Here is a 25,088-nt window from a genome sequence, read left to right on the forward strand (position 1 = left end):
CATTGGCCATCTCATGATGCCCAGAGTTGTCCCCTGACATATCATTGTAAGTGTAGTTTGTTAATCTACAGCCACAGTTATTTTTATCTGAATAAAGCTTGTTTATATTCAAAATGACGAGTCCGGCTGGCGTAAAAAAGCGATTTCTTCTGCTGTCGACTCTCTAGCTAATATTTTGTTTCTATGAGGATAACGACCGAATCTGTCGATAATAGCCTTGTGTTTTAGTTCAAATTCGAGATTAGCGATTGCAGCCTCTCGATTGAACAATTTTACAGCAACTTGATGGATGGCAGGGGATTCGCTATGCATAAAAGGCATAAACAAAAAGGGTACTTGTTTGGGAGAAAGCTCCTTATCAATTTGGAGTGCAACAGCCTCTTGGGCAAGGACCAGCGCAATGGTGTCGGCCTCAAACGCTGCTGGCGTGTCGCGATAGATATTTCGCGAGAATTGATCCAGTACGATGATTTCGGCTAAACGAACTTGAGGTGTCACGCGCCAATGCGCAAGCTCACCGCGCTTGGCTTGTTTTAATAGGTCTTCAAAGCGAGATTGGATTTGTGCATCAAATGTTGGGTCTTTTATCCACCAAGATTGAGGTGAAATTTCCTCAAACCAGAAATGTAGCACTTGCTGTGCGGTCATCATTTGGCCCATCGTTGGCTCTCCCATTGATTAATCTTTTTTACAAATAACAGTGATGGAGAGCTTATACAAGCAAATGCGAAAATGTATCTGCGGGAACAGATGTCAAACGGGTCAATTTGCTCGAATAATTTGAATGGAGGCTATTTCTTATTCACTGAATATCAAGTAGTTTTATATTCACTTGGTCAATATTTGGATTGATTTTTTATGCCCCTCGAATCTGCTACTCAGTCAATATCGAAACAACATAAGGCGTTTTTACGTAAGCTATATTTAGCGCATTTAATGGATGATGATCGGCATAACTTGTTATCACTCAATAAGTTGACTGGAATGCCGAGGCGAACATTGCAGGATGCTATCGCCGCGTTTGAAGATATCGGTATTCGCGTCGAATTTGTGCAAGATGGCAGTCGAAACAATGCAGGTTATTATCGCATTTTGACCTGGGGGCCAATTAGCAGTGCGTGGGTTGATACACATTTCGAGGAAATTGCCTCAATTATCGGCGTCGCTCCATTAAGTGAAACCGTGGCATTAAGTGAATCAGTGGCGTGAAAGAGCGCGGATTTTGGTTTGATACTGAAGCTAAGTTAACTCAAAGGACTATGTTACCTGCGCTGCAACATGATATTACCGCTGACATCGCCATTATTGGCGCGGGCTATTCAGGACTATGGACGGCCTATTATCTTAAGCAATACCAGCCCAATTTATCCGTGGTGATTCTTGAGGCTGACACCATTGGCCAAGGCGCTTCGGGGCGAAATGGCGGTTGGTTGATGGGCGGTTTTAGTGGCGATGTAGCCTATCTTAATCAGCTTCAAGGTGAGTCGCGCTTAATAGCAAAAGCCTTGATCCAACAAGCTATTACTGAAGTTGCCGCAGTTTGCGCCAAGCATCATATCGACTGTGATTTACACCATAGCGGCAATTTACGGGTAGCCGCGCGTTATCCTGAGCAATTAGCCAATATTCAAGCCGAATTAGCACAGTGGCGCGCAGATGGCTTTGGTGAAGAAGATATTCGTTGGCTGGATAAGCCCGAGCTTGATAAGCAAGTGTGTATGGCCTACGGCCAAGCGGCACTTTATACCCCCCATTGTGCGCGAATACACCCAGCGAAACTCGTCTGTGGTTTGGCTGATCTGGTGCAAAGTTTAGGGGTGAAGATCTACGAGCATACCCCAGTAAATCACATGGTGTATCTCGGTGATGCGCAAACCCAATTACAGACGCCACAAGGAAATGTTCGTGCGGCGATTGTGGTGCCCGCCGTTGAAGGCTATCTTCGCCAATTGGGTGAATTGGGTCGATTCACCTTGCCTGTTCAGAGTTTACTGATCGCCACTGAGCCGTTAACGGATGAAATGTGGCAGGACATTGGTTTAGCTAATCGCGCGACCTTTAGTGATGCTAGCCGCATCGTTACCTATGGTCAGCGAAGCCCCGATAACCGTTTGATATTTGGCGCCCGTGGCGGCTACGGATTTGGCGCTAAAGTGCGGACTGAATTTGGATTTAATCCCGAGTGCTTTAATACCCAATCTCCCGCTAGCCATCGTCAATCGGCTTTTAAAGGGGAATTTGGCTTTCGCTATCAGCTATTGTTGGCGTTATTTCCGCAATTGGCGGATGTGCAAATTACTCATGGTTGGGGCGGAACCTTAGCCTTAGCGCGGCAGTTTGCGCCCCACGCTATTTACGATAAAAATGTAGGATTGGGGCTTATTGGTGGTTACGGCGGCGAAGGTGTTGGGGCTGCCAATCTTTTTGCCCGCACGCTGGTGGACTTGATCTTAGCGCGTGATACGCCGCTTACTACTATGCCTTGGGCGTTTAATGCCCCGGTTCAGCAAGTATTAACGCCTTGGGAACCTGAACCTTTACCGTGGCTTGCTTATCATGGCATGAACAAGATTTTTGCATGGGAAGATAGGCTTTACAGCCGTCCAAAGAGTGCGGCTTGGCAAAAAGGCTTAGCTAAGCGGCTCGCGAATCGATTAGAAGGCTTAATGAGTTAATCTACTTATAAACCAGAGAGTTAATCAGGCCATTGCTGAGTCATTTTTATTCATACACGATTTATTCATACACGATAAGTACTTTGATGATCCGATGATATTAACCGAACAGTTTTTCCTACAGGGCCGCGTTAAGCTTGAGACGATTCCCCACGAAATGCGTATGTCCCATTGGATGTACGCGCCCAGATTAACCGATATGAAAAGCGGGCAAGTGCTGCTCGATCTTATCGGCCAATGCTGGGATTGTCAGTCTGCGATTGAGCGGGATAACGCGCTTTGCCTAACTCTCGATGGCTACCCCAATAGAGCCAACTGGCTTGAGTTGGCCTTTTTGCCCGATACGGGGCGAGTCCAGCTAAGGGCTGGCAATATCGACACTAAGGCGCTAACAGTACAAGAGTTTCTACCACAGGAGCTGACTGGCTACTTTGATACGATACGCGCGAATCTCCCCCGTTAAAGGAAGATATATGCCCCAAAACCTAGCCAACTGAGGAGTAACAGGGCGATGGCAGCCCAAGCAATAGGAGTAAATTGAGTCTGTGGCAGCGAAAAATCTTCGCCGTCATCCATTTCGCCAGCCGCGCTTACTTGTTGGTTTTTTGCCCTTAACTGTTGTTTTCTCTGTTTATCCCGTTCGCGAGCTTTGGCTTTTTGCAGTTTTTTATATTCGGCAATGCCCTTTTCAATCCCCTGGGCAATCAGTTTAGTTTGTTCTTTGGTTTGTCCTGGTTTTTGAGTGGCCTTCGCCATGGCTAAGGCATCTTGCTGGGTTTCGGTTGAGATAGTGGTTTTCATCTGTTCACACTGTGACTTTAGGTGTCTATTGCAGCGATTATACCCACAACTGTGTCGCTAAAGGCGCTAGTGAAGTCAATTTTGCATTAAAAAATCAGTGGGTAACCACCCTGTGGAGCAGGAATAAACTCAGGTTCGTAATCCCATACTTGGCGAATTATATCAATCGATAATGCATCGTTAGGTGTACCTTCACTGACGATTTCCCCCTGTTTGAGGACGATAACTCTGTCGCTGTAACGGGCTGCCTGATTGAGGTCGTGCAATACCACAATCACAGTGTAGGCGTGCTTGTGCGCGAGATTTTTTGCTAGCGCTAATACTTTGTGTTGCTGCGCCAGATCCAGTGCTGAGGTTGGCTCATCTAACAGTAAAATCGGCGGGAAGGGGGATTGGCTTAACTGCGTTAACACCCTCGCCAGTTGCACCCTTTGTTTTTCTCCCCCAGAAAGCGTGGGGTAACTGCGCCGGGCTAAATGCAATACACCTACTTCGGCAAGCCATTTTGTGACTAACTGCTGCCCTTCTTTTTGACTCAAGGTTAAGGGATAAAGCCCCATTGCCACCACTTCATCAACGGTAAAGGGGAAGGTTAAGCTGGCATGTTGAGGCAGAACTGCGAGGGATTTTGCCAGTTCAGCCCTTGGCCAATCCACCAGTGGGCAGTGGCCAAGCTTGATGCTGCCTTGCGCAGTGGGGATCTCTTGGCACAGTGCCTTTAACAGTGTGGATTTGCCTGCCCCATTAGGCCCTAAAAGTGCGGTGACACTGCTCGGTTGAAATTGCACGCGAATGTTGTTCAACACCGCCTTATCGCCGATAGCGTAGCTGAGCCTATCCACGGTTAATTGGGTACGTTCAAAATGTTGTTTAGCGACGGGCGCAGCCGATAAGCTCATAGCCATGAAGTTCTCGTTTAGATTAATTTGCTGCGTTGTTGCAGGAGTAAAAAGATAAAGAATGGCGCACCGATAAGTGCTGTGACTAAGCCGACGGGTAATTCTGCGGGGGGTAAAAATGCCCGCGCACCTATGTCAGCTAAGGCTAAAAGCGCAGCGCCCAAGAGGGCGCTCATGGGTAAAAGTCGTTTATGATCTGGCCCCAAAATCATCCGCACTAAATGGGGAACCACTAGCCCAATAAAACCGATAATCCCTGTTGCGGCCACACTCACGCCTACGCCTAATGCACAGAGTAGGATGAGTCTTAACTTAAGACGGTCGACATCAATCCCTAAATGTCTGGCTTCAGCTTCACCCAGTAGCAGGGCATTAAATGCCATGGCATCACGCTGAAACCGCCAACTCAGCAGCAGTAATACCAGTAAACATAGGCCGACATACTGCCATTGAGCTCCCGCAATACTGCCCATTTGCCAAAGGGTTAAGTCACGTAATGCCATATCATTAGCGAGATAAGTCAGTACGCCTATGCCCGCTCCTGCTAGCGCTGCAATTGCCACGCCGGAAAGCAGCAATAACACCACAGATGTGCCTAAACCGTTACTCGCCAGACGATAAACGATCAGGGTTGTGGCTAACCCACAGAGAAAGGCGCTAAGGGAAATCATAAAAGATCCCACGTCGGGAAATAACACGATACAGATGGCCGCACCTAATGCGGCTCCCGATGACACCCCGATAATACCTGGGTCTGCCAGTGGATTACGGAATAATCCCTGCATCACAGCGCCACATTGAGCAAGGATCGCGCCTACCGTAAGGGCTAACAAGGTCCTGGGTAGACGCACGTTACTTACCACCAGTTGCTCATGGGGTGCAAGATTGCCAATGCTTTGCTGGGTTGCCCAATTAAATACCGCACTTAGGGAGTCCATAAGACTAATGCTTACAGGACCTACACTCACCGAGAGTATACTGCTCAGGATGAGGAGCATCATCATTGTGGGCCAAAGCCAGCGATACTGTAACATGGTTATTTTCCCGCCGTTTTACCTTGAGAGAGCAGGGTATCTGCAAGCGTTTCGGCAGCACCAATGGCGCTAATACCTAAACCTCCCAGTAAAGCTTGCGGGGCAAGGGTTTGGATATGACCATTTTGGCCTGCGGGAGTATGCGCTAGCAGCGGCATCTCCTTCAGTAGTGCTTGCGCGGCTTGTTCATCCGTTTGTGCATCACTCTGCTCGCTGCGGTTAGACAGTAAAATCACATCCGGTTGTAAGGCGAGAATGCCCTCTTGGGACAATGTCTTGTAGCCTTCAAAGTCCGCAATATTCTTTGCGCCCGATAGCGCAATAATGGTATCGGCAGCGGTACCTTTGCCACCGACTCGGGCTCCTCGTCCTTCCTGTAATAACATAAAGAGGATGTTTGGCTGAGCATTATGTTGGCTGAGTTGTTGTTTTTGCTTATTTAATTTATCTAGCCTTTGATGCAACTCCTGCTTTAGCGGGGCCGCTTTGTCTGTTCGATTAAGCGATTGTGCCAGCGTATCGATATTGCTCATTAATTGTTGCTCATCGGCGCTTGAGGGTAATTGAACTACCTTGATATTGGCTTGTTTTAGTACGTTAAGGGTGGTTTCTGGGCCCATGACGTCGGACCCTACAACCAGTGTAGGGCTGAGTGCCATAATGCCTTCAGCGGAAAGCATGCGGTGGTACCCCAGTTTGGCGACAGAGCTTAATTGCTCAGGCACATAGCTGGTGGCATCGACAGCCACTAACTCATCGGCCGCCCCTAACGCCAGCACTAACTCGGTGACCCCCGCTCCTGCGCTCACCAACTTTATGTCCTGAGTTGCACTCCAAGCATTAAATGAAAAGAGTGCTGTGACTGCGGGGAGTAGACACAACCATTTATTGAATGTATTGCTATCGGTCGGTTGACTGAGTTTATTAAATCTATAACGCACAGCTTGAAACAACATGGGTAAACTCCTGATCCATCTAAAAGCAAGGTCGAGGTGTTATCAACCTTGCAGGGTAAACGGGCTAAAACACGATTGAGTTAAGGTTTAGGGTTAATGTTCCATCAAAATTTGGGTTTGATTAATGGCGTTGCCCTGCAAAAGTGCCAGTAGCTGCATTAGCGGTTCAACTGGCGCGGCCTTATCGGCAGCAATAATGACGGTGGCCTGTGGTTGAGCCGTTAACAGCGCTTCAAAGGCTGAACTAAATGCGGTTAAATCAGCAAATTTTTCGCCATTAATCGCCCAGTAGGGTGAAGTCGCCATAATATTGATGGCTATCGATTGCTTATGCTCGAGTGAAGTAATGGCGCTGCTTGGGCTTTGAGGTACATCAACGGGTAAGCTCAGCAAACGGCTATTTGCGGTGAGTAACAGAAACACTAAAACAATAAAAATAATATCAATCAATGCCGTAAGATCGACGCTGGGCAGTGGCTCTAAGGCACTGATCCCTGCTTGGGGTAACGACGTGTGGTGAGTGCTTATCATGGCTGAGACTCAAGAGATGCGGCGTGTGGAGTATTAGGTGTTTGATTAGCCTGATTTCCTAGAGCGAATGCCTGATATAAGTCCTGCTCAAGTGGTAGCTTGTCTACACCGGATAACCATAAGTTAATTTGATTCAGCACATGGCTCGCTTTTAAGCATTGGCTATGCGCCCAGATCCCAAATAAATGGGCGGCGGTAATGGTCGGCACCGCAATGATAAGACCTGCTGCGGTAGTATTCATCGCCAGACCAAGCCCCGCACTGAGTTGCGCAGGAGTGACTGGCCCTTGGGACTGGCCAAGTTGGGCAAACATGTCAATTAATCCAAGCACCGTACCGAGTAACCCCAGTAGCGGACTAATAATCCCTATCACTTGCAAAATCTTAAGGCCCGCTTGCTGCTCCCTTTGTTGTTTATTCAGCCATAGACTGAGTAATTCTTCCCTGAGTGGTTTGGGTTGATGTGCTTGCGCTAACAGCAGTGTTGCGCCACGGGCCAGTAAATCCTGCTGATGGCTGGTTTTAGAGAGTAAAGCTTGAATGTTTTCGCTTGTCGGTTTGGCATCAGAGTGGCGTAGCTCTTTAACCCAAGCTTGTTTTTTTGGGGAGATTGACGCTACGGATTGTTGTAAAAACAGTGCGCTACGCTCAAGGCAAATCATCAAAGCAAGGAATGCACATATCAGCAAAGGCCAGGTGAGTGAACCGAGCTGGCCATGTAGGGTAGAAAAGTCAGTCATAAGCGGTGAGTCTCTATAGTTAGATCTGTTATCAAGCATTCAGCCAAATTCGTTGCAATAGGATTAGCGTGGTTAAGCGATTGCATCGCCACAGGATCAATTTAAGGCGAAGCGAATCGGTACCCTCACCTTGTAATGGCTCGCCAGTTTTGGGCTTGGCGCCTCAAACTGCCAAGTCTCTACCGCCTCTAGTGCCGCTTGATCCAGCAGGCTGACACCAGAGCTTTTGACTAACGTGAGGGCGAGCTGTTGTCCAAATTCGTTAAACATCACTTCAATTGTTGCGGTTCCTTCCAAGCCTTTTTTGCGCGCCATACGCGGGTATGTTGGTTGGGGTGGTTGACTGGCAAAAGTGGGTGTTGCCAGCTCGATAACCTCGGGAGTGGCTTTGGTGTTCTTGCTGGCACTTGTGGGCGTCACATCGCTGTTGTTAATAGCTGCATTATCTTGAGTCTTGATTTCTGCCATTTGCGATATCTCTCGCTCAGAAGATTTTGCTATTTCTTCTGTTTCTTGTTGATGCAGTGTATTTGCAGCCATTAGCTGCATAGCCGTTGTCGCATCTGCCTTAGAGGATGTGTTCGGCGTTGGCTTGTTTTGTTCAGCGGATTTAACAGTTTGCGGCTTAGCTGTGGTCGGTTCGTGGGCTTGCCTTGCCATTTCAGTTGTCGCCGTATCAGTTAGTTTTGGCGCCGTTTGGGGCTTACTGGCATTAGATAAACGGGCATTAGCTACCTTGGCATTAGACGAGCTTGCATTAGGCACATTTGGGGAGATCGTATCCACGGGATCTGCATTCGCTGGCGTACTTTTTAGCTCAGATATGACCGCTGATTTTTCCACTGAATGATGTGCTGCAAAGCTTAAGGTAACCGCTTTGTTTACCTCATTGAATGCGTGCATTTGAGCAAATTCGTTAAGATCCTTCGGTAATGAAATCGAAGGCTGCGATGCAATCACACCCGTTTGAATCGCAACAGTTAATGCGCCAAAAGCTAAATATCGTTTCGGTGTCACGGCAAACCTTCCCATTCCAAAAGCATTCACTCATCAATCATTGCTAATTAAGATACATAAATATGAATAAGATCGCAAATGATAATGATTTTCATTTGATCAATTTTATATTCTCAGTTAGAGTGCCTGCAATTGCTAAAGTGAATGCTCAAAAAACTAGCAAAATTTCAAGGTAGACGAATGACTGTTACGGGTCTTTTAGATACTAATTGATTAATAAAATTAATAATTTGAGGAAGATAATATGAACAAAAAGCCGTTAGTGATCGCCGTTGCGATGGCACTAAGTAGTACGGCGCTAAGTTTTGCGTTAGCGGCTGAAGAAGGCGTCAAACCCACTGCGGTGCAGAAGAGTGCTGAACAGGGGGTGGTTGAAACTGAATTTGATGAAGTGTTAGTGAGTGCGACGCGTTTGAGTGAGAAAGTGTCTGAAACCAGTCGAAGTGTGGCTGTTGTCGCAGAAGAGCAGCTTAACGTTTCACAGGCTTCATCGGTTGCCGAAGTATTAAAAAACGAAGCGAATATTAACTTAACAAATGGCCCAAGAGCGACCTCTCAGGGCGTCGAAATTCGTGGTTTAAGCGGTGTTCGTGTTTTACAAACGATCGATGGTGCAAGGCAAAATACTAGTTCGGGCCATCGCGGTTCCTATTTTATGGACCCTGAACTACTTAAATCTATCGAGGTGATCCGTGGTCCTGCCAGTAGTTTGTGGGGTAGTGGTGCCCTCGGCGGTGTTGTTGCACAAAATACTAAGTCTGCTCAGGATTTTTTAGCGCCAAATGAAACCTTTGGTGGTTATGTCAAGCAAGGCTATGACACCAATGGCGACCGCACTAAAACCAGCGCCGCAGTCTATGGCCAGCAAGCAACAGTCGATTGGTTGCTCAATGGCAGTTATGTTGATTCCAACAATATTAATACCGGCAATGATGAAACCTTAGTCAACAGCGCTTCTTCAGGAAGCAGTGGACTGGCTAAATTCGGCTGGCAGGCTGATGAAGCCTCGCGCTTAGCGTTATCGGCAAGAGTTAACAAGATTAATGAATTGGTGCCAAGTAATCCTTCTGCCGCTGTGAGTAGCTCAGTGCCTTTAGTGCGCCGCAAAACTGACGATCAAAATATCACCCTCAATTACAGCTTAGCGCCAGCCAATAATCCTTATTTGGATACTCATGTGCAGGTTTATTGGAATAGCACAGATTACGACGAAGACCGTGTCACTAAAGGCCAATTAGATAGTACTGAATACCGCACCGTTGGCATTAATTTGAACAATAGTTCTCAACTCGGTAACACTAAGTTGACCTACGGTGTGGATGGCTATCGCGATACCCTTAAAACTGTCAGAGACGATAAGGGACAGGTTGGGCAGCGTCCTGAGGATATTGATGGCGAAACAACGGTATGGGGAGCTTTTACTCGGGCGGATGTGCAACTGACACAAACGGTAAACCTCGATGCTGCTTTGCGTTATGACAGTTTTAAAAACGAGAGTCATAACCTGAATGCATCTGCTGATGATACTGAGCTATCTCCTTCACTTGGATTAAGTTGGCAAACGCAGCCATGGCTGACCTTAAGTGCGCGCTATGATCAGGCCTTCCGAGCGCCGACGGTGGAGGAAATGTTCTCTAGCGGTACCCATTACTGCATTCCGCCAATACCGGGTTTTTTACCCCAAGGGTTATGTAACACCTTTGCGACAAATCCTAGCCTAAAGTCAGAAGTGGCCCGTAATAAAGAGCTTAAAGCTGACTTTCGCTTCAATGACTTAGCAGGTGATGATGAATTAGCGATTACTTTAAACATCTTCCGTAACGATGTGGACGATTTTATTGTTCAGCAAGTCTCTAATCCATATCGGGGGATACCAGGACTCGAGCAAACAACCTCGTGGAACAATGTGGAAGACGCTCAATTAACGGGCTTTGAGCTCAGCGGTCGTTATCGCATCGGACAAACGCGTTTAGCGATGAATTATGGTCAAACCCGCGGAGAAGACCGTAACACTGGCGATTATATCGAAGGGATGCCAGCCAATAAGTTTAATGTCGACTTGTCCCAAGGGATTATGGAAGGCGATATGAAGCTAGGCACGCGAGTGACCTATGTTGCCAGCCAAACGAATACTCCTACAGGCTACAGTGTTGCAAAATATGATGAATACACCCTATGGGATGTGTACCTAGCATGGGAGCCCGCGATGGGCGTGATGTCGGGCCTGAGAGTTGATTTTGCCATTGAAAACATTGGTGATGAGAAGTATCTGCAGGCATGGCAAACCTTGTATCAGCCCGGCCGTAATATGAAGCTGTCTGCACGCTACATGTTCTAAGCCTTGGGATAGAGGATCTAGGAAATGACCCAAACAGTCGACATTGAAAACACGGATAACGTGTTGAGTCGCCGAGATTCAAATGCTGAAACCCAGCAAATATTGCGACAACGATTTGAAACTCAAACAGATTTAATGCCTGCACAATTGGCCAGTGAGTTAGGGATTGCCGAGCTTGAGGTGGTTACCGCCTTACCTAAAGCGCAGCGAGTGTTTTTACCTTTGGCCCATATGGACGAGTTACTACAAAGCTTACCCGAGTGGGGTTCGTTAACCACCATAGTGATGCTTTCGGGCAGTGTATTTGAATTTAAAGGCGATTTTCCCCAAGGAAAATTTGCCCATGGTTACTACAACCTCTACAGCAAAGGGGATGGCTTACATGGCCATCTTAAATTGGATGGCATGCGGGCGATAGCCTTGATCAGCAGACCTTTTAGGGGCAGCGAGAGCCATTCCATTAACTTTTTTGGACCTCAGGGTGAAGTGGTATTTAAAGTTTATTTAGGACGTGACAAGCAAAGAGTGCTTTTTCCCGAGCAAGTGCGCCGTTTTAAAGCGCTGGCCGCTACCTTTGCTGATTAACATTGATGAACGTAATTTATTGAGGAAACCAATATGAAGCCTGACATTTCCGAGCAAGAACAGCGTTTAAGGGACAAACTGTTACCTGAAATAGAGGTCTTTAAACAGCAACGTAAAACCTTACAACTCGCCACCGTCGATACCGATGGTCAACCTAATGCCAGTTACGCGCCATTTGCCTTAGCAGACGATGGTTTTTATATCTTGGTGAGTGACTTAGCGCGCCACGGCCATAATCTTAAACAGTCTACTAAAGTGTCTGTGATGCTGGTGGAGGATGAAGTCGAAGCCAAATCTGTATTCGCCCGTAAACGATTAACCTTTGATGCCATGGCTCAAGCGGTTGCACGTGACACGCCCTCGTTTAGCAAAGGAGTCAGCCTGTTATCTAAACGTTTTGGCGACATGTCGGATAATTTGGCAGCGCTGACGGACTTTAACCTGTACAAGTTAGCGCCCCATCAAGGATTGTATGTCAAAGGCTTTGGCCAAGCCTTTACTCTTACAGGCAGTGAATTACTCGATGTGAACTGGAAGCGTGATGGTCACCATGGCACCCCAAAAACGCTTGAAGATATGCAGGTAGCTTAGATATCTGTGTTTTACACTTCTGTACTTTGATCTTGCCCTACTCAAGGCGCAATCATAAACCCGCTATCAATGCGGGTTTATTTTTGGCTTTTATATTCTTAGCCTTGAATTTTTGCTTTGCTAGCATCACTTTGGTTATCGTGTGCGCTTTCTTGTGTGCTCAGTTCATTGTCATTTGTGCTAAGTTGAATGACAAATAAAGCCGAAGGATAACAAGAGTGAACAAACCGCTCATAGAGCCCACCGATTCGAGCATTCCACCTCTTCGACCATTATTGGAGTCCATTGTGTCTCAACAATCTTCACACACCTCGGTTCGCCAACGGGCAGTATTGCCATGGATTTGGCAATTTCTTAAGCCCTATCGTTTGCGAGTTGTCGCGGCGATTGTATTTTTATTGATCGGTTCTTTGGCCTGGTTATCTCTAGGTCAGGGCGTGCGTTTGATGGTGGACGAAGGTTTTATTAAGGATAACGCCCAGCGACTGAATGAAATTATTCTATTGGTGCTGCTCATCACCGCAGTAAGTGGCACTGCGGTGTTTTGCCGCTTTTATCTGATGACATGGCTTGGGGAGCGTGTCAGTGCCGATATTCGGCTTGCGGTTTATAATCAATTACTTAAATTATCTCCGGCATTTTATGCCAAGGTGCGCACTGGTGAGGTGATTTCACGTTTTACCGCCGATTCAACCTTACTTCAAACCGTTGTCGGTTCGAGTCTCTCTATGGCACTGCGCTCCGGCGTGACGGTTATTGGTGGGCTGGCGATGATGGGAATCACCAGCGTGAAGATGACGCTGCTCGTGCTACTGGCCGTGCCTTTGGTGTTGGGTCCTGTCGGTTTCTTTGGCCGAAAGGTGCGCACCTTAGCGCGCGAGAGCCAAGATAGGGTGGCGGATCTCGGTGCCTATGTGGATGAAACCTTGCATGAGATCCACACAGTGCAGGCCTATGGCCATGAGGATAAGGACCGCAGTTTATTTAACGGCCGTGTCGAAGATGTGATGACCGCCGCCAGCGGCCGCATTCGTTACCGCGCGCTGCTGATTTCTTCAGTGATGTTCCTCAGTATTGCTGCCATTGCGCTAGTGACTTGGGTCGGCGCCCACGATGTGATGTCGGGTAAGATGACGGGCGGCGAACTCTCAGCCTTTATGTTTTATGCGGTCATGGTGGCAGGCGCGGTTGCGACCATTAGTGAAGTGGTCGGGGAAATCCAACGTGCCTCGGGCGCCGCAGAACGCTTAATCGAATTAGCCGAAACTGAGGTCGATATTCCGGCGCCACTGGTGCCTAAAACTCTGCCAGATAAAGTACGCGGCGAGCTGCAACTGCAACAACTTAACTTCCATTATCCCGAGCAAACTCAGTTAGTGCTCAGCGACTTAGACCTTGTAATAAATGCCGGCGAGCGGGTGGCTTTGGTCGGCCCGAGTGGTGCCGGCAAGAGCACGCTATTTCAGTTATTGCAGCGGTTTTATGTGCCGTCATCTGGCAGTATCTTATTGGATGGGATTGATATTGCTGCGCTTTCACCACAGGATTTGCGGGCGCAGTTTGCACTGGTGCCGCAGGACTCAGTGATTTTTGCTACTAGTGTGCTAGAAAATGTGCGCTATGGCCGCGTTGATGCCAACGAGCAGGAAGTGATCGATGCCTGTATTGCGGCCCGTGCCCATGAGTTTATCAGTGAATTTAATGAAGGTTATCAAACCTATTTGGGTGAGCGCGGTGTGCGCTTATCTGGCGGGCAAAAACAACGTATTGCCATTGCGAGGGCCATTTTAGCCGACAGACCTATCCTATTACTCGATGAGGCCACCAGTGCACTCGATGCCTTGAGTGAGCAAAAAGTGAAGCAGGCGCTTGATGAGTTAATGGCGGGTAAAACTACGCTGATCATCGCCCATCGGCTTGCAACCGTAATTAATGCCGATCGAATTATTGTGTTTGATAAGGGGCGAATTGTTGCCAGTGGTAAGCATCAAACTCTAATGCAAACCAATGCCTTATATCGAGAGTTTGCCAGTTTGCAGCTGCTAACGGATGAGGTTAACCCATTGAGCGAGTAAGACTTGGATTGGGTAAAGAGGCTCAAATAAAACCCCAGAGTGTTGCTCTGGGGTTTTATTTGATTTAAAGCCGTTCAAATTACTTAATGGTTTTTAAGGCTGATTTTTGAGTTCTCTACGCAGAATCTTACCCACAGTACTCTTAGGCAACTGCGGCATAAATTCAATCAACTTAGGCAGTTTGTAGGCAGTGAGTTGCTCGCGGCAGAAGTTGATGATGGTGGTTTTCATCAGTTCAGGGTCTTGGCTGTCATCCTTGAGCACGATACAGGCTTTGACTGCTTCTCCAGAGTGCTCATCCTTTACGCCAACTACGGCGCATTCGATGATATTTGGGTGGCTAGCAAGCACGTTTTCGACTTCATTAGGATAGACGTTAAAGCCAGAGACAATAATCATATCCTTTTTACGATCAACGATTTGATGGAAGCCTTCCTCGTTCAGAATCGCAATATCCCCCGTTTTAAAGAAACCATCAGCCGTCATCACATTAGCCGTTTCTTGGGGATTATTCCAATAACCTAGCATCACCTGTGGGCCACGGGCGGCGAGCTCACCGGCTTCCCCTTGCGCGACTTCATTACCGTTTTCGTCTAACAGTTTGACCTCAGTGCCGAGAACGGGCTTACCGATAGTGCCAATCTTTTGATATCCCGGTGCATTGAGCGAGATCACTGGCGAGGTCTCGGATAAGCCATAACCTTCACTGATGGTATTGCCTGTGGTTTGCTGCCATAGATTGGCTGCGGCAGCGGTCAGCGCTGTACCGCCAGAAATAGTGATTTTTAAATGACTGAAATCCAGTGCCTTAAATTCTGGTTGATGACACAAGGCGACAAATAAGGTGTTAAGCCCTGCAAAACCGGTGAAGGGGTATTTCGCCAGCGTCTTGATTAAGCCATTAATATCACGGGGGTTAGGGATTAATACCGAGCAACCGCCACATTCAAAATACAGCACCAAGTTCACCATAAAGGCGTAGATATGGTAAATCGGCAGTGGCGCGACAAAGGTATCTTCCCCTTCGGTGATAACACTGCCGATGCGGGATTTTACCTGCGCCGCATTGGCGAGCATATTACCGTGGGTCAGCATTGCGCCCTTAGAAAGACCCGTTGTGCCACCGGTATATTGCAGCGCGGCTAAATCGCCTAAGGCGGGCATAAAGCGCGTAAACGGTAGCTCTGCACCTTGTTTTAATACGTGACAGAATTCGACATTTTTAAGCCCCGTTTTGGGCTGAACTTGTGGATCGATAAGATCTAACGGGTGGGTCGAAATCACCAATTCAATTGGTGTGGTTGCAACCACTTTGGCGAGGGTTGGCAACAGATCTGACAATACCACTAAGGCCTTAGCGCCTGAGTCATTAAACTGATGGATAAGCTCACGTTCAGTATAAAGCGGGTTAGTGTTGACGAGAATCAGGCCTGCTCGTAGTGCACCATAGGCGGCGATGACGAATTGGGTAATATTGGGTAATTGAATCGCGATCCGATCGCCAGGTTTTAGGTTAGTGTTATTCTGCAAATAGGCGGCAAAATAGCGTGAATCACGTTCTATCTCATTGAAGCTACTGCTTTTACCTAAGCAAGCATATGCGGTTTTATCGCCAAAGCGTTGGCTAGTGCGTTCGATTAAGTCTATGAGTGAAGAGTATTTGCCAAGTTCGAGTTGTGACTCTTGATCGTATGCCATGCCTAACTACCTCAAATCGGTTTAGTCGTTATTATTATTTTAAAATCAAACGAGTGTTTAGATTAGAAGGATTCAACCTATAAGGTCAATGTTTATCGCCAAATAATTCTATCCAAAGATTGCTACTATCTTTATGTTAAAAATAGTGTTTTTACTCTATATGGGCGGAGTAGAGTTAAGTCTTTATTAACTCGGGTATATTAGGGCGTGTTGATGTTTTAGGGGCATTTTTATAGCAATTGTTAGCTGAATTGGGGGAAAGAAAAGGGCGCGCAATAGGATGTGGCCATTTTAAAAACCAATAAGACGCTCAATCGATGGCGTCTTATTGGTTGTCTACGGCTAAATGGGAGCATTGAGGCTATGAATTAAGGGCTAAAGAAGCCGGTTTCTTGGCTGACGCTTTGTTTGGGTTCGTTGACATCAGTTACCGAGAATTCGATAAGTTTGCGTCCCGCAGGGATTGCATTCTTATCGGCTAATACTGTCACGGGGTAATCTGCTTGTTCACCTGCCGCGAGGGTGATTACCGGGTCGGCAATTAAGCTGAATGGCATTTCGCTGTTGACCGCGAGTTGGTATTGCTTGGTTTGTTGAGTCTTGTTACGGATCTTCAGCTGGTAGGTATTTTCAACTTTATTATCGGCGGTTTCGCGGTACAGACTCTGTCTGTCGCGAATGACGTTAAGCTGAATCTCACTGCGACTGGAGAGATCTAAACCTATTACAACCAACATAATAACAACGGCAGCGCCGTAACCTAAAAAGCGTGGCGAGCGCAAATTGGAATGGGTGATGCCCTTTAATTCATTCTCGCTGACATAGCTAATTAGGTTTTGTTTGTAGTCGAATTTTTGCATGGTTTCATTACAGGCATCGACACAGGCGCCGCAGTTAATGCACTCGTATTGAAGGCCTTGGCGAATATCAATCCCCGTCGGGCAGACCTCAACACATAAGTTACAGTCAACACAATCACCGAGTTCGGTTTGTTGCTTGCGTTTACGGGGGCCGCGTGCTTCGCCGCGTGTGGCATCATAGGTCACGGTTTTTGTGTTGGCATCGAACATCACGGCCTGAAAGCGCGCATAAGGACAGCAGTGTAAGCACATTTGTTCGCGCATCCAGCCAGCGTTTAAGTAAGTGCAAATCGCGAAAAACCATACCCAGCAGGTTGTCCAAAAGCCGGCGTTGCCAGTAAAAATATCCAAGTAGAGTTCACGAGCTGGGATGAAGTAACTGATAAATCCACAGCCAGTAATCAAGGCGGCTAATCCCCACAGGCTGTGTTTGAGCGTTCTTTTACTGAGTTTACTCGCAGACCATGGCGCCTTATCGAGCAACTTGCGTTTATTGCTGTTACCCTCAATTTGGCTTTCGAGCCAGACAAACATAAAGGTCCACGCGGTTTGTGGGCAAAGATAGCCGCACCAGACCCGTCCCCAAAACACGGTTATAAAAAAGAGGCCAAAAGCCGCGGCAATAAACACCCAAGCGAGTAAGGTGAAATCCTGTGGCCAGAGCGTGAGGCCAAAAAAGAAGAATTGTTGCTGACTCACATCCAGCAGTATCGCTTGCCGACCATCAAATGAAATAAACGGCAGTGCAAAAAACAGCAGTACTAACAGGCTATTCATTGTGGTTCTGAGACGCTGAAAATAGCCTTTCTGCTCTCGGAAATGAATCTGGCCACTGCTTTTGTGTGCAGGCTTATCATCTGCCTGGATATTTTTTACGGGGATAAATTGCTCGGCAGAGGGATGTTTGGCGTTCTCTCTGTGTTGGGTGTCACTCTTGGGCATATGCTGTCCTAACGGCTTAAATAAGATTCGGCTCCCCTATAGCAAGCGTTAGGCCAAAATAATTTGCATTTAACTATTTGATATTTATTGATTTAAATTAGATTGGTTTTTATGTGAGTCGCGATATATCGTCAATTGGCGATATATCGCGTTTTTGAGACTATTCATCATTAGTGATTTGACGTGTAATCCCGAGCTTCTTCATTCGCGATCTGAGGGTACTTGGCGGGACGCCGAGTACACTGGCTGCGCCGTTTGCGCCCGAAATACGCCAGTTCAGCAGTTTTAATGTTTGCTCAATATGCTGTGCTTCTGCCTCGGCCAAGGTTTGTAATGGTGAAGCCGCGGTTTGAGTCTGTAGGTGATTCGTGGGCATGGCATGGATATGTAAAATATCCGTTTGAGATAATATAGCCTCACGCTCAAGGATATTCTGCAATTCGCGTACATTACCAGGCCAGCTGTAGGCCATTAATTTTTTTAGGCCTTTTTGACTTACCCCTCGGATTTTTTTACCCAGCTTACGGTTAAGGGAGTGCAGTATATGGCAGACAAGCTCGGGCATATCCTCCAGTCTCGCCCTGAGCGGTGGCACTTGGATTGGGAAGACATTCAAGCGGTAATAGAGATCCATTCGAAATAAGCCCTGTTCAACGCGTTTGAGTAAATCATGATGACTGGCGGCGACTAATCGAATATCGACCTTGATGGTTTCGCTGCCGCCGAGTCGCTCAAAGGATTGCTCTTGGATCACTCGCAGTAACTTAGATTGCGCCTCCAAACTTAATTCGGCCACCTCATCGAGAAACAGGGTGCCTTGATGGGCGAGTTCGAAGCGGCCCTTGCGCTGTTGAGTCGCACCCGTAAAGGCGCCTTTCTCATGGCCAAACAACTCACTCTCTAACAGTGAGGCTGAAAATGCCGCACAGTTAACGCTGATCATGGGCTTATCTTTGCGGCGACTCAGTTGATGTAAGTTGCGGGCAACCAGCTCTTTGCCTGTGCCATTCTCGCCACAAATCAATACGGTACTGTCGGTATTGGCCACCATATGCAGTTGCTGGATCATATGGCGGATCACCGCGCTACTGCCCGAAATATCCACATCGCCAGTCTTATCGGCTAACTCGGCTTGGAGATAATGATTCTCACTGGCCAGTTGCTCCGACAGAGCTTGAACCTGTGCTAAAGCCTGGCGTAGCGACTGCTCGGTTTGTTTTTGAATACTGATATCACGAAATATCGCGACTACACCGATAAGTTTGTTGTCCCGATAGACTGGCGTAGAGCTGTAATGCACTGGAAAGCTGCTGCCATCCTTACGCCAAAACACATCGTGGGTAATTTCCCTTGCTATCCCATCCTTTAAGGTGTTGTAGATGGGGCAATCTTCTTGGGGATAATGACTGCCATCCGCATGGCTATGATGATGGCAATTATGGATATTTTTGCCGAGTAACTCTTCATTCTTCCAGCCCGTCATGCGCTCGGCGGCGGGATTGATAAAGACAGCATTACCATTTAAATCAAACCCATAAATGCCTTCACCCACGGCATTGAGCAGTAACTGATTCTCTGGCAGAAAATGTTTATCCAAGGGCATTGCGGCGGGCTGTGTTGATGTCATTCAATTGATTCCTTAATACGAATGAGTGCCTAGAGTATAACCCCTTGAGTCGTGTCGCGATATATCGTGAGTTGCTTTGTAATGTTTGAATAGAATGGTTTAGAGGCTAGCTTAGAGGTCTGACCATTAACTTATTGATAATAAAAAGCTTATATTTTAATCAATAGAAAGTTTTATTTAGTGCTGGCTTAAATTGCCAAATTGTTATAAAAATGTTTCATAAATATTGTTGGCAAGGTTGAAATAGACCAGTACGCTTACCCTTATATGGGAATATGCATTACTTCGCTAAGATATTTATTTAAGTAACTCGCTAGTTATAAAACTATTTTTATAGTGTTTTGGGGTTAGACGGCTGTTGAGAGTACGGAGTGATTTTCTGCCCACCTTTCCGGAAAATTGCTTTCTACTGATTTGAAGTGTGCAAAAAGGCTGCGATGCAGCCTTTTTTATTGCGCTCTCAATACTCCATTTTTGAAGATTAAGCCAAATAAGCAAAATAGATTACAAGGCTTTAGCCTGGGCTAAGCCATTAAGTACGGCCTCTATGGTGAGTGTTGAAGGCAGCACTATGCCGTTAGGCGCCCTTGGGCCATAGACCTTATTGTAAGGTGTACCCGGTACTCCTTCATGTTGCATGTAGTTCGCGATGGTGGAATCGGCTTCGCTCCAATTTCCCTGCATCAAAATAATCTTGTCGGCCATCAGTGCATTCACCACTTGCTCCCTATGGGTGACTTCAGCCTTATTGGTTTGGCAAATGCTGCACCAGTCTGAGGTGATATCCACAAACACTGTGTAGCCTTGGGCGACCAGTGGGGCGATTTTTTCGGGGGCCAGCGTGCGCCACTGTAGCTTTTGATAGGCTTGATAATCTTCGCCTTTATGCACAAAACCGATAATTCCGCCTAGGCCAACGGCGAAAAATCCCAACACAAAAATCACCGCCAGTGGAATGCGCTTACCTTTGCTACGTTGCCAGATTAACAGACCAATCGCGCCCACAAGTAATGCGAGAATGACCAGACTGATGAGAGTGATAGTGCCCATAGATGCCTACATAAGTTTCCGATAATCCATTCTATCTTAGCGGCTAACAGCTTAAATCTGCGTGAATTTATGTTTTAAAAGCCGATTAAACCTTTGACGCATTCAGTTGCAATTGTGCTTTTGCGCCGAGTGCACAGTCTTTGTAAGCTGGTGCACTAATAAAAAGACCACAAAATAATGATTACAGAAAGAAAGGATAATTGATGCGAGTGCTAAATAAAAAGTCAACGCCCGCAGGGCTAACATGGGCAAGTATGTTGCTGCCCTTGTTATTTACTGTGTCCATGGTCGGCCATGCCGAGCCTGCTCAAAAAGGCGAAGCCAAAGTGGATAAGTTAGTGCCAGAGGTGGTGACCACTAAGCATAAAATGACGATTCAAAATCAGAAGATTAGTTATCAAGCCATTAGTGGTGAGACCATTTTAGAGGATGATAAGGGTGAGCCTCAGGCTAGTATCTTTTCTATTACTTATTTAAGGGATGATGTGCAGGACAGTAGTAAACGCCCAGTCACGTTTATTTTTAACGGTGGCCCAGGTTCAGCCTCGCTTTGGCTGCACATGGGACTCTTTGGGCCCAAACGCGTGATTGTGCCCAGTGATGCCAAAGATGATGGTGCGGCACCTTATCGGATTGAAGCAAACGATTACTCATTACTCGATGAATCTGACTTAGTGTTTATCGATCCTGTGGGTACCGGTTTTAGCCGCGCCCTGGGTGAGAAGAAAGGCACCGATTTTTGGGGAGTAAAAGAAGATGCCCAATCCATTGCCGAGTTTATCCGCCGTTGGTTGATTAAACATAAGCGTTGGAATTCGCCCAAATACCTTGCCGGTGAAAGCTATGGTACGACGCGAGCCGCGGCATTAGTGGATGAACTTCAAGGCGGCTGGACCGATATCTCTGTCAATGGCGTGATGCTGATTTCATCGATTCTCGACTTTAGTCACGCTCGCTATCAACCGGGTAACAACCAACCCTACATTGGTTTTTTACCGACCATGGCGGCGACTGCGTTTTATCATAACAAAGTCAGTGATGCCGATAAGGCCTTGGGGCTCGAAGCATTTGTCGAACAGGCGCGTCAATTTGCTATTAAGGATTACGCCTTAGCCCTATTACAGGGCAGCCGTTTAGCGCAAAGTGATTATCAAGCTGTACGCAAACAGTTGGCGCGTTTTACGGGCCTGAGTGAGTCCTACCTCGACAGAGTAAATTTACGGGTGAGTGCGAGTCGCTATACCAAGGAATTGCTCAGGGATCAGGATTTGACCATCGGGCGGTTAGACAGTCGCTATACTGGCAAAGATTACGACAGTGGCGGTGACTCGACCGATAACGACCCGTCAGGATATGGTATTGATGGTGCTTATACAGCGGCTATCCATCAATATCTGTATGAGGATTTAGGGGTTAAATTATCACGCCCCTTCAACGTGCTTTCCACCGATGTTAACCGTGGCTGGAACTGGAATATTAGCGGTAAACAAATGCATTATGTGAATGTGGCACCCTATTTAGGACAAGCGCAGCGCGAGAATAAAGACTTGCGTATTTTTGTCGGTAACGGATATTTTGATTTCGCAACGCCCTTCTTTGCGACTGAAAATACCTTTGCCGATAACGGCATTGATAATAGCCGCGTCACAATGCATTACTACAAGGCGGGTCATATGATGTATGTAGAGCCTGCATCGCTTGCGCAACTGGTGCAAGATATTCGCGCTTTTTATCATCCCAACGGGGTGAAATGAGAGTGACCGTATTGCTAGGCCAGTGTTAAACTGCCACTCCTGTGAAGGCCCTTTTGAGGGCCTTTTTATGCTTTAAAGGGGTGAAAATGAGCTTTAGTACTTGGTTGGGACTATTGGCGATTTGTTGCTTGGGCGCTATGTCCCCTGGGCCGAGTTTGGCGATGGTCGTGCGTCATACCTTAGGCGGTGGTCGCGGGAAAGGGATTGTGTGTGCTTGGGCGCACTCGATTGGCATAGGGGTCTATGCGCTAGTCACGCTACTTGGTCTTGCGGTAATGCTGAAAAATGCGCCTTTGGTTTTTAATGGGATAGCGATTTTAGGCGCGCTCTATCTGGCATGGATGGGGATCCAAGCATTACGCTCAAACGGTGGCATGCAGGCAAAACTTACGGCGGGGGAGGCGACGGATACGCTCACGGCGGCGCGCGATGGTATCGCGATTTCCCTGTTCAATCCTAAGATTATGCTGTTCTTTTTAGCGCTGTTTAGCCAATTTGTGATGGTTGCAGGTAGTTTTACAGGTCAAGCACTTATCGTACTAACACCACTGGTAGTTGATGGGCTCTGGTACACCTTAATTGCGTTAGTGTTATCCCATTCGAGTATATTGCCTAAGTTGCGGGAAAAAGCGGGCTTGATTGATAAACTTTCTGGTGTGGTATTGATTCTGCTGGCAATACGGGTGCTGTATAGCCTCTATGTGTAGTTGTTCACTATTTTTTGAGCATATAACTTGGATTGCCCGCCAAATAGCTAGTACCGCTAAAATTAGGTTTCACGCATCTTACGGCGCCATCTAACATTGCTAATTCTTGAAATTCCGAAGTAAGAAATAGCTTTATGTGGCAATGGAGATCTTGGGATTCATGTTTAAATACTGCCAGCAGATTCTCAGGGCTACCAGCTTGTTGATAAACTTTGGTTAGGTGATATTGATGTGCGCTTAATGTTGATTGTGAAATAAGCGCATCACCTAAATTCACAATAAACCACTCACATGTTGAAAGCATAATAATTTACCTTACCTGAACTCGGGGTAACGAGTGTCGAAAAATCTAAATTTAATAAACTAAATCAATGTCATAAATGATTTTTTGAAAGGAAAAATCTTTTCTTTCTGACTGAGTACGCAGATTTTCGCGCATATCAAGGCGCTCAGTTGTACACTATAGCGAGCTATGGTTAGACAGACCAACGCACAGAGGCCCGAAAAGATGCCTATTCAGCGGCTCTACCTATCCCGAGCTCAGGTTATCTAGTTAGCGCTGCACAGTGTAAAATCTTTTAGCTGAATAAATGGTTTATGGGGCGTAACGTCACATTGGTCTGAGATTCGTTACCACACCTCATCTGACTATATCGCTAGTGCGGCTTTTAGCGTTGTAATTTCAGTGGGTGTTAGCGGTCGCATTTCTCCCTCTGGTAGAGTGTTTAGTGTGTTTGTTGCTGCTTTGCTTTCTGTACAATTATCTTCGCTTACTGTTTCAAGGCTGAGTGTCATTAAGGCCACTCGCTGTAAATCGATAACCTTATAACCTAAGGCGCTGGACATCCGCCGAATTTGCCGATTTAAGCCTTGGATCAGCACTATTTCAAATCTATCTTCACTAAGCCTACGAACTTTACAGGGGAGAGTATCTACTTCTTTGTACTTTACGCCGCTGGCCATTAGCTTAATAAACTCATCGGTGAAGGCCCTCTCTAGCTGCACATGGTAGGTTTTACTGTGGGCAAAACTGGGGTGCATCAGTTTGTGGGTGAGTTCGCCATCGTTAGTGAGCAGCAATAATCCGCGGGAATCCTTATCTAATCTGCCGACGGGGTAGAGTCTTGGTGTTGGCGGTAGTAAGTGGATCAAGCTGGATTTATCGTCTTTGAGTAAACGGCAATCTGTACCTACGGCCTTATTGAATAGCCAATAGGTGGGAGTTTCGCTGCCTAATACAGGTTTTGCATCCAAGCAAATACTATCAAGGCATTGACCATCTGCATCGAGCTGGACTGGGTCGTGATGTGTGGCAATCTTACCATTTCGCGTAATGCGTCCTGCCTCGATTAAGCGGCAGGCCTCTCGGCGTGAACTGATACCACATTGGGCAAGGTATTTAGCTAGACGCATAAACGATTAAGTTAAAACGGGTGATGGACTTGGGCGCGATAATACAGGATTTTGGATAAACGACGCATCGCAAATGCAAGGCTTAAGCACCAAATAATATTGAGGTTCGTTTGCAGCCACATATTGGCACTAACCAAACAGAAGTGATTGTCTATATCACAGGGCGGAAAATCCAGTTGGCTCCAATCCAGTTGTAAACTCAGGCTAATAGCACTGATAAAACTTAATAAACTCAAGTAAAACAAGGGTCTTGGGCAGATAAGTTTAGGAACGACTCCGGCAATAATCACTAAGGCATGCAAGGTTAGCGTGCTTAAGAGATAGCTAGTGGAAACCAGTCTATGCATGGTTAAAAAGTTAATCGGAAAAATGCCCATCAAAATCACCGAAGTGCCAACCCAAACTCCTGTGAGTGCAATATATTGGCTAAAGCTATCGAGCTTGAGTAAGTACAGCCCAGCCATAGAGATCAGCATGCAAATCCCTGCGGCCAATAATCCTAAATTAAACACATAGGCAAGGGGCGAGTGGGTATAGTCCCCTAAAAAATCGGCGCGGATAAATAGGGCGCTAACGCCCATGGTTTGGTATTGTCCATACAGTGCAACCATCACTCCTATCGCACTGAGCAGTGCGGCTCCCACAATCAACCAAGTGATTAGGCGATGTAAATCGTAAAAACTGGGTTCACGCTGTCTTGGATTCATTTGGCTTTTAATGAATAGTGGTGTGGGTTAAGGGGCAAGGTTGAATAATCGGGTGTAACTTGCCTGAATCCCTTCATGAAGGCAAGTA

At 46.8% G+C, this 25,088-nt stretch carries 24 protein-coding genes; 9 read left to right on the plus strand and 15 right to left on the minus strand.

Annotated elements, in window-relative coordinates:
- Nucleotides 1-108: 108 nt before the first annotated feature.
- Nucleotides 109-660, minus strand: coding sequence for a DUF924 family protein (locus HG547_RS07170; RefSeq protein WP_169547512.1), 552 nt, complete (start codon nucleotides 658-660; stop codon nucleotides 109-111).
- 198 nt (nucleotides 661-858) lie between these two features.
- On the opposite strand from HG547_RS07170, the gene HG547_RS07175 reads away from it, so the two are divergent.
- The 3 genes from HG547_RS07175 to HG547_RS07185 all read left to right on the plus strand — a co-directional run bounded on the left by HG547_RS07175 (nucleotide 859) and on the right by HG547_RS07185 (nucleotide 3,138).
- A complete protein-coding gene (locus HG547_RS07175; RefSeq protein ID WP_169547434.1) occupies nucleotides 859-1,209 on the plus strand; it encodes a winged helix-turn-helix domain-containing protein in 351 nt (116 codons plus the stop codon).
- Nucleotides 1,206-2,675, plus strand: coding sequence for an FAD-dependent oxidoreductase (locus tag HG547_RS07180; protein ID WP_169547435.1), 1,470 nt, complete (start codon nucleotides 1,206-1,208; stop codon nucleotides 2,673-2,675). Before HG547_RS07175 ends, HG547_RS07180 begins: the two co-directional genes overlap by 4 nt.
- Before the next feature lie 94 nt (nucleotides 2,676-2,769).
- Nucleotides 2,770-3,138, plus strand: coding sequence for a hypothetical protein (locus HG547_RS07185; RefSeq protein WP_211164576.1), 369 nt, complete (start codon nucleotides 2,770-2,772; stop codon nucleotides 3,136-3,138).
- On the opposite strand, the gene HG547_RS07190 is transcribed toward HG547_RS07185, so the two are convergent.
- The 7 genes from HG547_RS07190 to HG547_RS07220 all read right to left on the minus strand — a co-directional run bounded on the left by HG547_RS07190 (nucleotide 3,135) and on the right by HG547_RS07220 (nucleotide 8,653).
- The gene (locus HG547_RS07190) at nucleotides 3,135-3,476 is read right to left on the minus strand and encodes a DUF2956 domain-containing protein (RefSeq protein WP_169547436.1); all 342 of its coding nucleotides are present in this window, start codon (nucleotides 3,474-3,476) and stop codon (nucleotides 3,135-3,137) included. The two genes, HG547_RS07185 and HG547_RS07190, sit on opposite strands and share 4 nt — an antisense overlap.
- A gap of 86 nt (nucleotides 3,477-3,562) precedes the next feature.
- On the minus strand, nucleotides 3,563-4,381 hold the full coding sequence (locus HG547_RS07195) for a heme ABC transporter ATP-binding protein (protein ID WP_211164577.1): 819 nt from the start codon (nucleotides 4,379-4,381) through the stop codon (nucleotides 3,563-3,565).
- 11 nt (nucleotides 4,382-4,392) lie between these two features.
- Complete coding sequence (locus HG547_RS07200; RefSeq protein WP_169547437.1) at nucleotides 4,393-5,409, minus strand: iron ABC transporter permease; 1,017 nt, start codon at nucleotides 5,407-5,409, stop codon at nucleotides 4,393-4,395.
- A gap of 2 nt (nucleotides 5,410-5,411) precedes the next feature.
- Nucleotides 5,412-6,365, minus strand: coding sequence for a hemin ABC transporter substrate-binding protein (locus tag HG547_RS07205; RefSeq protein WP_169547438.1), 954 nt, complete (start codon nucleotides 6,363-6,365; stop codon nucleotides 5,412-5,414).
- Nucleotides 6,366-6,458: 93 nt separating this feature from the next.
- Nucleotides 6,459-6,896: a biopolymer transporter ExbD gene (locus HG547_RS07210; RefSeq protein ID WP_169547439.1), complete on the minus strand. Its 438-nt coding sequence runs from the start codon at nucleotides 6,894-6,896 to the stop codon at nucleotides 6,459-6,461.
- Nucleotides 6,893-7,636 carry a MotA/TolQ/ExbB proton channel family protein gene (locus HG547_RS07215; RefSeq protein ID WP_248278712.1) on the minus strand — a complete coding sequence of 248 codons (744 nt, stop codon included), beginning with the start codon at nucleotides 7,634-7,636 and terminating at the stop codon, nucleotides 6,893-6,895. Before HG547_RS07215 ends, HG547_RS07210 begins: the two co-directional genes overlap by 4 nt.
- Before the next feature lie 96 nt (nucleotides 7,637-7,732).
- On the minus strand, nucleotides 7,733-8,653 hold the full coding sequence (locus HG547_RS07220) for an energy transducer TonB (RefSeq protein WP_169547441.1): 921 nt from the start codon (nucleotides 8,651-8,653) through the stop codon (nucleotides 7,733-7,735).
- Nucleotides 8,654-8,897: 244 nt separating this feature from the next.
- On the opposite strand from HG547_RS07220, the gene HG547_RS07225 reads away from it, so the two are divergent.
- The 4 genes from HG547_RS07225 (at nucleotide 8,898) to HG547_RS07240 (ending at nucleotide 14,242) form a co-directional block, all read left to right on the plus strand.
- Entirely contained in the window at nucleotides 8,898-10,991 is a 2,094-nt protein-coding gene (locus HG547_RS07225) for a TonB-dependent hemoglobin/transferrin/lactoferrin family receptor (protein WP_169547442.1), read from the plus strand.
- Between the two features lie 24 nt (nucleotides 10,992-11,015).
- Complete coding sequence (gene hutX, locus HG547_RS07230; protein ID WP_169547443.1) at nucleotides 11,016-11,576, plus strand: heme utilization cystosolic carrier protein HutX; 561 nt, start codon at nucleotides 11,016-11,018, stop codon at nucleotides 11,574-11,576.
- Between the two features lie 33 nt (nucleotides 11,577-11,609).
- Nucleotides 11,610-12,167 carry a heme utilization protein HutZ gene (hutZ, locus tag HG547_RS07235; RefSeq protein WP_144374741.1) on the plus strand — a complete coding sequence of 186 codons (558 nt, stop codon included), beginning with the start codon at nucleotides 11,610-11,612 and terminating at the stop codon, nucleotides 12,165-12,167.
- A 287-nt stretch (nucleotides 12,168-12,454) separates the two neighbouring features.
- Entirely contained in the window at nucleotides 12,455-14,242 is a 1,788-nt protein-coding gene (locus HG547_RS07240) for an ABC transporter ATP-binding protein/permease (RefSeq protein ID WP_169547444.1), read from the plus strand.
- Between the two features lie 93 nt (nucleotides 14,243-14,335).
- Here the strand turns inward: HG547_RS07240 and HG547_RS07245 are convergent, their stop codons facing one another.
- The 4 genes from HG547_RS07245 to HG547_RS07260 form a co-directional block, all read right to left on the minus strand.
- Nucleotides 14,336-15,940, minus strand: coding sequence for a long-chain fatty acid--CoA ligase (locus HG547_RS07245; protein WP_047538408.1), 1,605 nt, complete (start codon nucleotides 15,938-15,940; stop codon nucleotides 14,336-14,338).
- Nucleotides 15,941-16,308: 368 nt separating this feature from the next.
- Nucleotides 16,309-17,742, minus strand: a complete 1,434-nt coding sequence (gene ccoG / locus HG547_RS07250) for a cytochrome c oxidase accessory protein CcoG (RefSeq protein WP_169547445.1) — start codon at nucleotides 17,740-17,742, stop codon at nucleotides 16,309-16,311.
- Between the two features lie 160 nt (nucleotides 17,743-17,902).
- Complete coding sequence (locus HG547_RS07255; RefSeq protein ID WP_169547446.1) at nucleotides 17,903-19,369, minus strand: sigma 54-interacting transcriptional regulator; 1,467 nt, start codon at nucleotides 19,367-19,369, stop codon at nucleotides 17,903-17,905.
- A gap of 504 nt (nucleotides 19,370-19,873) precedes the next feature.
- Nucleotides 19,874-20,419 carry a thioredoxin family protein gene (locus tag HG547_RS07260; RefSeq protein ID WP_169547447.1) on the minus strand — a complete coding sequence of 182 codons (546 nt, stop codon included), beginning with the start codon at nucleotides 20,417-20,419 and terminating at the stop codon, nucleotides 19,874-19,876.
- 203 nt (nucleotides 20,420-20,622) lie between these two features.
- On the opposite strand from HG547_RS07260, the gene HG547_RS07265 reads away from it, so the two are divergent.
- Together HG547_RS07265 and HG547_RS07270 are read left to right on the plus strand one after the other, a co-directional pair.
- Nucleotides 20,623-22,173 (plus strand): peptidase S10, encoded by a 1,551-nt coding sequence (locus HG547_RS07265; protein ID WP_248278713.1) that lies wholly within the window; start codon nucleotides 20,623-20,625, stop codon nucleotides 22,171-22,173.
- An 86-nt stretch (nucleotides 22,174-22,259) separates the two neighbouring features.
- A complete protein-coding gene (locus tag HG547_RS07270) occupies nucleotides 22,260-22,880 on the plus strand; it encodes a LysE family translocator (protein ID WP_169547449.1) in 621 nt (206 codons plus the stop codon).
- Between the two features lie 7 nt (nucleotides 22,881-22,887).
- Here the strand turns inward: HG547_RS07270 and HG547_RS07275 are convergent, their stop codons facing one another.
- The 3 genes from HG547_RS07275 to HG547_RS07285 all read right to left on the minus strand — a co-directional run bounded on the left by HG547_RS07275 (nucleotide 22,888) and on the right by HG547_RS07285 (nucleotide 25,000).
- Nucleotides 22,888-23,157, minus strand: a complete 270-nt coding sequence (locus tag HG547_RS07275; protein ID WP_169547450.1) for a hypothetical protein — start codon at nucleotides 23,155-23,157, stop codon at nucleotides 22,888-22,890.
- 371 nt (nucleotides 23,158-23,528) lie between these two features.
- Complete coding sequence (locus HG547_RS07280; protein ID WP_169547451.1) at nucleotides 23,529-24,293, minus strand: 23S rRNA pseudouridine(2604) synthase RluF; 765 nt, start codon at nucleotides 24,291-24,293, stop codon at nucleotides 23,529-23,531.
- Between the two features lie 11 nt (nucleotides 24,294-24,304).
- Nucleotides 24,305-25,000, minus strand: coding sequence for a hypothetical protein (locus HG547_RS07285; protein ID WP_047538423.1), 696 nt, complete (start codon nucleotides 24,998-25,000; stop codon nucleotides 24,305-24,307).
- Nucleotides 25,001-25,088: the final 88 nt, after the last annotated feature.

It is taken from the genome of Shewanella sp. DNRA4 (assembly GCF_012843185.1).
In the GTDB taxonomy this organism is placed as follows: domain Bacteria; phylum Pseudomonadota; class Gammaproteobacteria; order Enterobacterales; family Shewanellaceae; genus Shewanella; species Shewanella xiamenensis.

What these genes read in the sequence shown, in the direction of transcription:
- ccoG (WP_169547445.1), bottom strand. Translation starts at nt 17,742, where the DNA reads ATGCCCAAGAGTGACACCCAACACAGAGAGAACGCCAAACATCCCTCT.
- HG547_RS07270 (WP_169547449.1), top strand. Translation starts at nt 22,260, where the DNA reads ATGAGCTTTAGTACTTGGTTGGGACTATTGGCGATTTGTTGCTTGGGC.
- HG547_RS07285 (WP_047538423.1), bottom strand. Translation starts at nt 25,000, where the DNA reads ATGAATCCAAGACAGCGTGAACCCAGTTTTTACGATTTACATCGCCTA.
- HG547_RS07280 (WP_169547451.1), bottom strand. Translation starts at nt 24,293, where the DNA reads ATGCGTCTAGCTAAATACCTTGCCCAATGTGGTATCAGTTCACGCCGA.
- HG547_RS07190 (WP_169547436.1), bottom strand. Translation starts at nt 3,476, where the DNA reads ATGAAAACCACTATCTCAACCGAAACCCAGCAAGATGCCTTAGCCATG.
- HG547_RS07255 (WP_169547446.1), bottom strand. Translation starts at nt 19,369, where the DNA reads ATGACATCAACACAGCCCGCCGCAATGCCCTTGGATAAACATTTTCTG.
- HG547_RS07170 (WP_169547512.1), bottom strand. Translation starts at nt 660, where the DNA reads ATGGGCCAAATGATGACCGCACAGCAAGTGCTACATTTCTGGTTTGAG.
- HG547_RS07265 (WP_248278713.1), top strand. Translation starts at nt 20,623, where the DNA reads ATGCGAGTGCTAAATAAAAAGTCAACGCCCGCAGGGCTAACATGGGCA.
- HG547_RS07210 (WP_169547439.1), bottom strand. Translation starts at nt 6,896, where the DNA reads ATGATAAGCACTCACCACACGTCGTTACCCCAAGCAGGGATCAGTGCC.
- HG547_RS07185 (WP_211164576.1), top strand. Translation starts at nt 2,770, where the DNA reads ATGATATTAACCGAACAGTTTTTCCTACAGGGCCGCGTTAAGCTTGAG.
- HG547_RS07195 (WP_211164577.1), bottom strand. Translation starts at nt 4,381, where the DNA reads ATGGCTATGAGCTTATCGGCTGCGCCCGTCGCTAAACAACATTTTGAA.
- HG547_RS07205 (WP_169547438.1), bottom strand. Translation starts at nt 6,365, where the DNA reads ATGTTGTTTCAAGCTGTGCGTTATAGATTTAATAAACTCAGTCAACCG.
- HG547_RS07260 (WP_169547447.1), bottom strand. Translation starts at nt 20,419, where the DNA reads ATGGGCACTATCACTCTCATCAGTCTGGTCATTCTCGCATTACTTGTG.
- HG547_RS07215 (WP_248278712.1), bottom strand. Translation starts at nt 7,636, where the DNA reads ATGACTGACTTTTCTACCCTACATGGCCAGCTCGGTTCACTCACCTGG.
- HG547_RS07175 (WP_169547434.1), top strand. Translation starts at nt 859, where the DNA reads ATGCCCCTCGAATCTGCTACTCAGTCAATATCGAAACAACATAAGGCG.
- HG547_RS07245 (WP_047538408.1), bottom strand. Translation starts at nt 15,940, where the DNA reads ATGGCATACGATCAAGAGTCACAACTCGAACTTGGCAAATACTCTTCA.
- hutX (WP_169547443.1), top strand. Translation starts at nt 11,016, where the DNA reads ATGACCCAAACAGTCGACATTGAAAACACGGATAACGTGTTGAGTCGC.
- hutZ (WP_144374741.1), top strand. Translation starts at nt 11,610, where the DNA reads ATGAAGCCTGACATTTCCGAGCAAGAACAGCGTTTAAGGGACAAACTG.
- HG547_RS07225 (WP_169547442.1), top strand. Translation starts at nt 8,898, where the DNA reads ATGAACAAAAAGCCGTTAGTGATCGCCGTTGCGATGGCACTAAGTAGT.
- HG547_RS07200 (WP_169547437.1), bottom strand. Translation starts at nt 5,409, where the DNA reads ATGTTACAGTATCGCTGGCTTTGGCCCACAATGATGATGCTCCTCATC.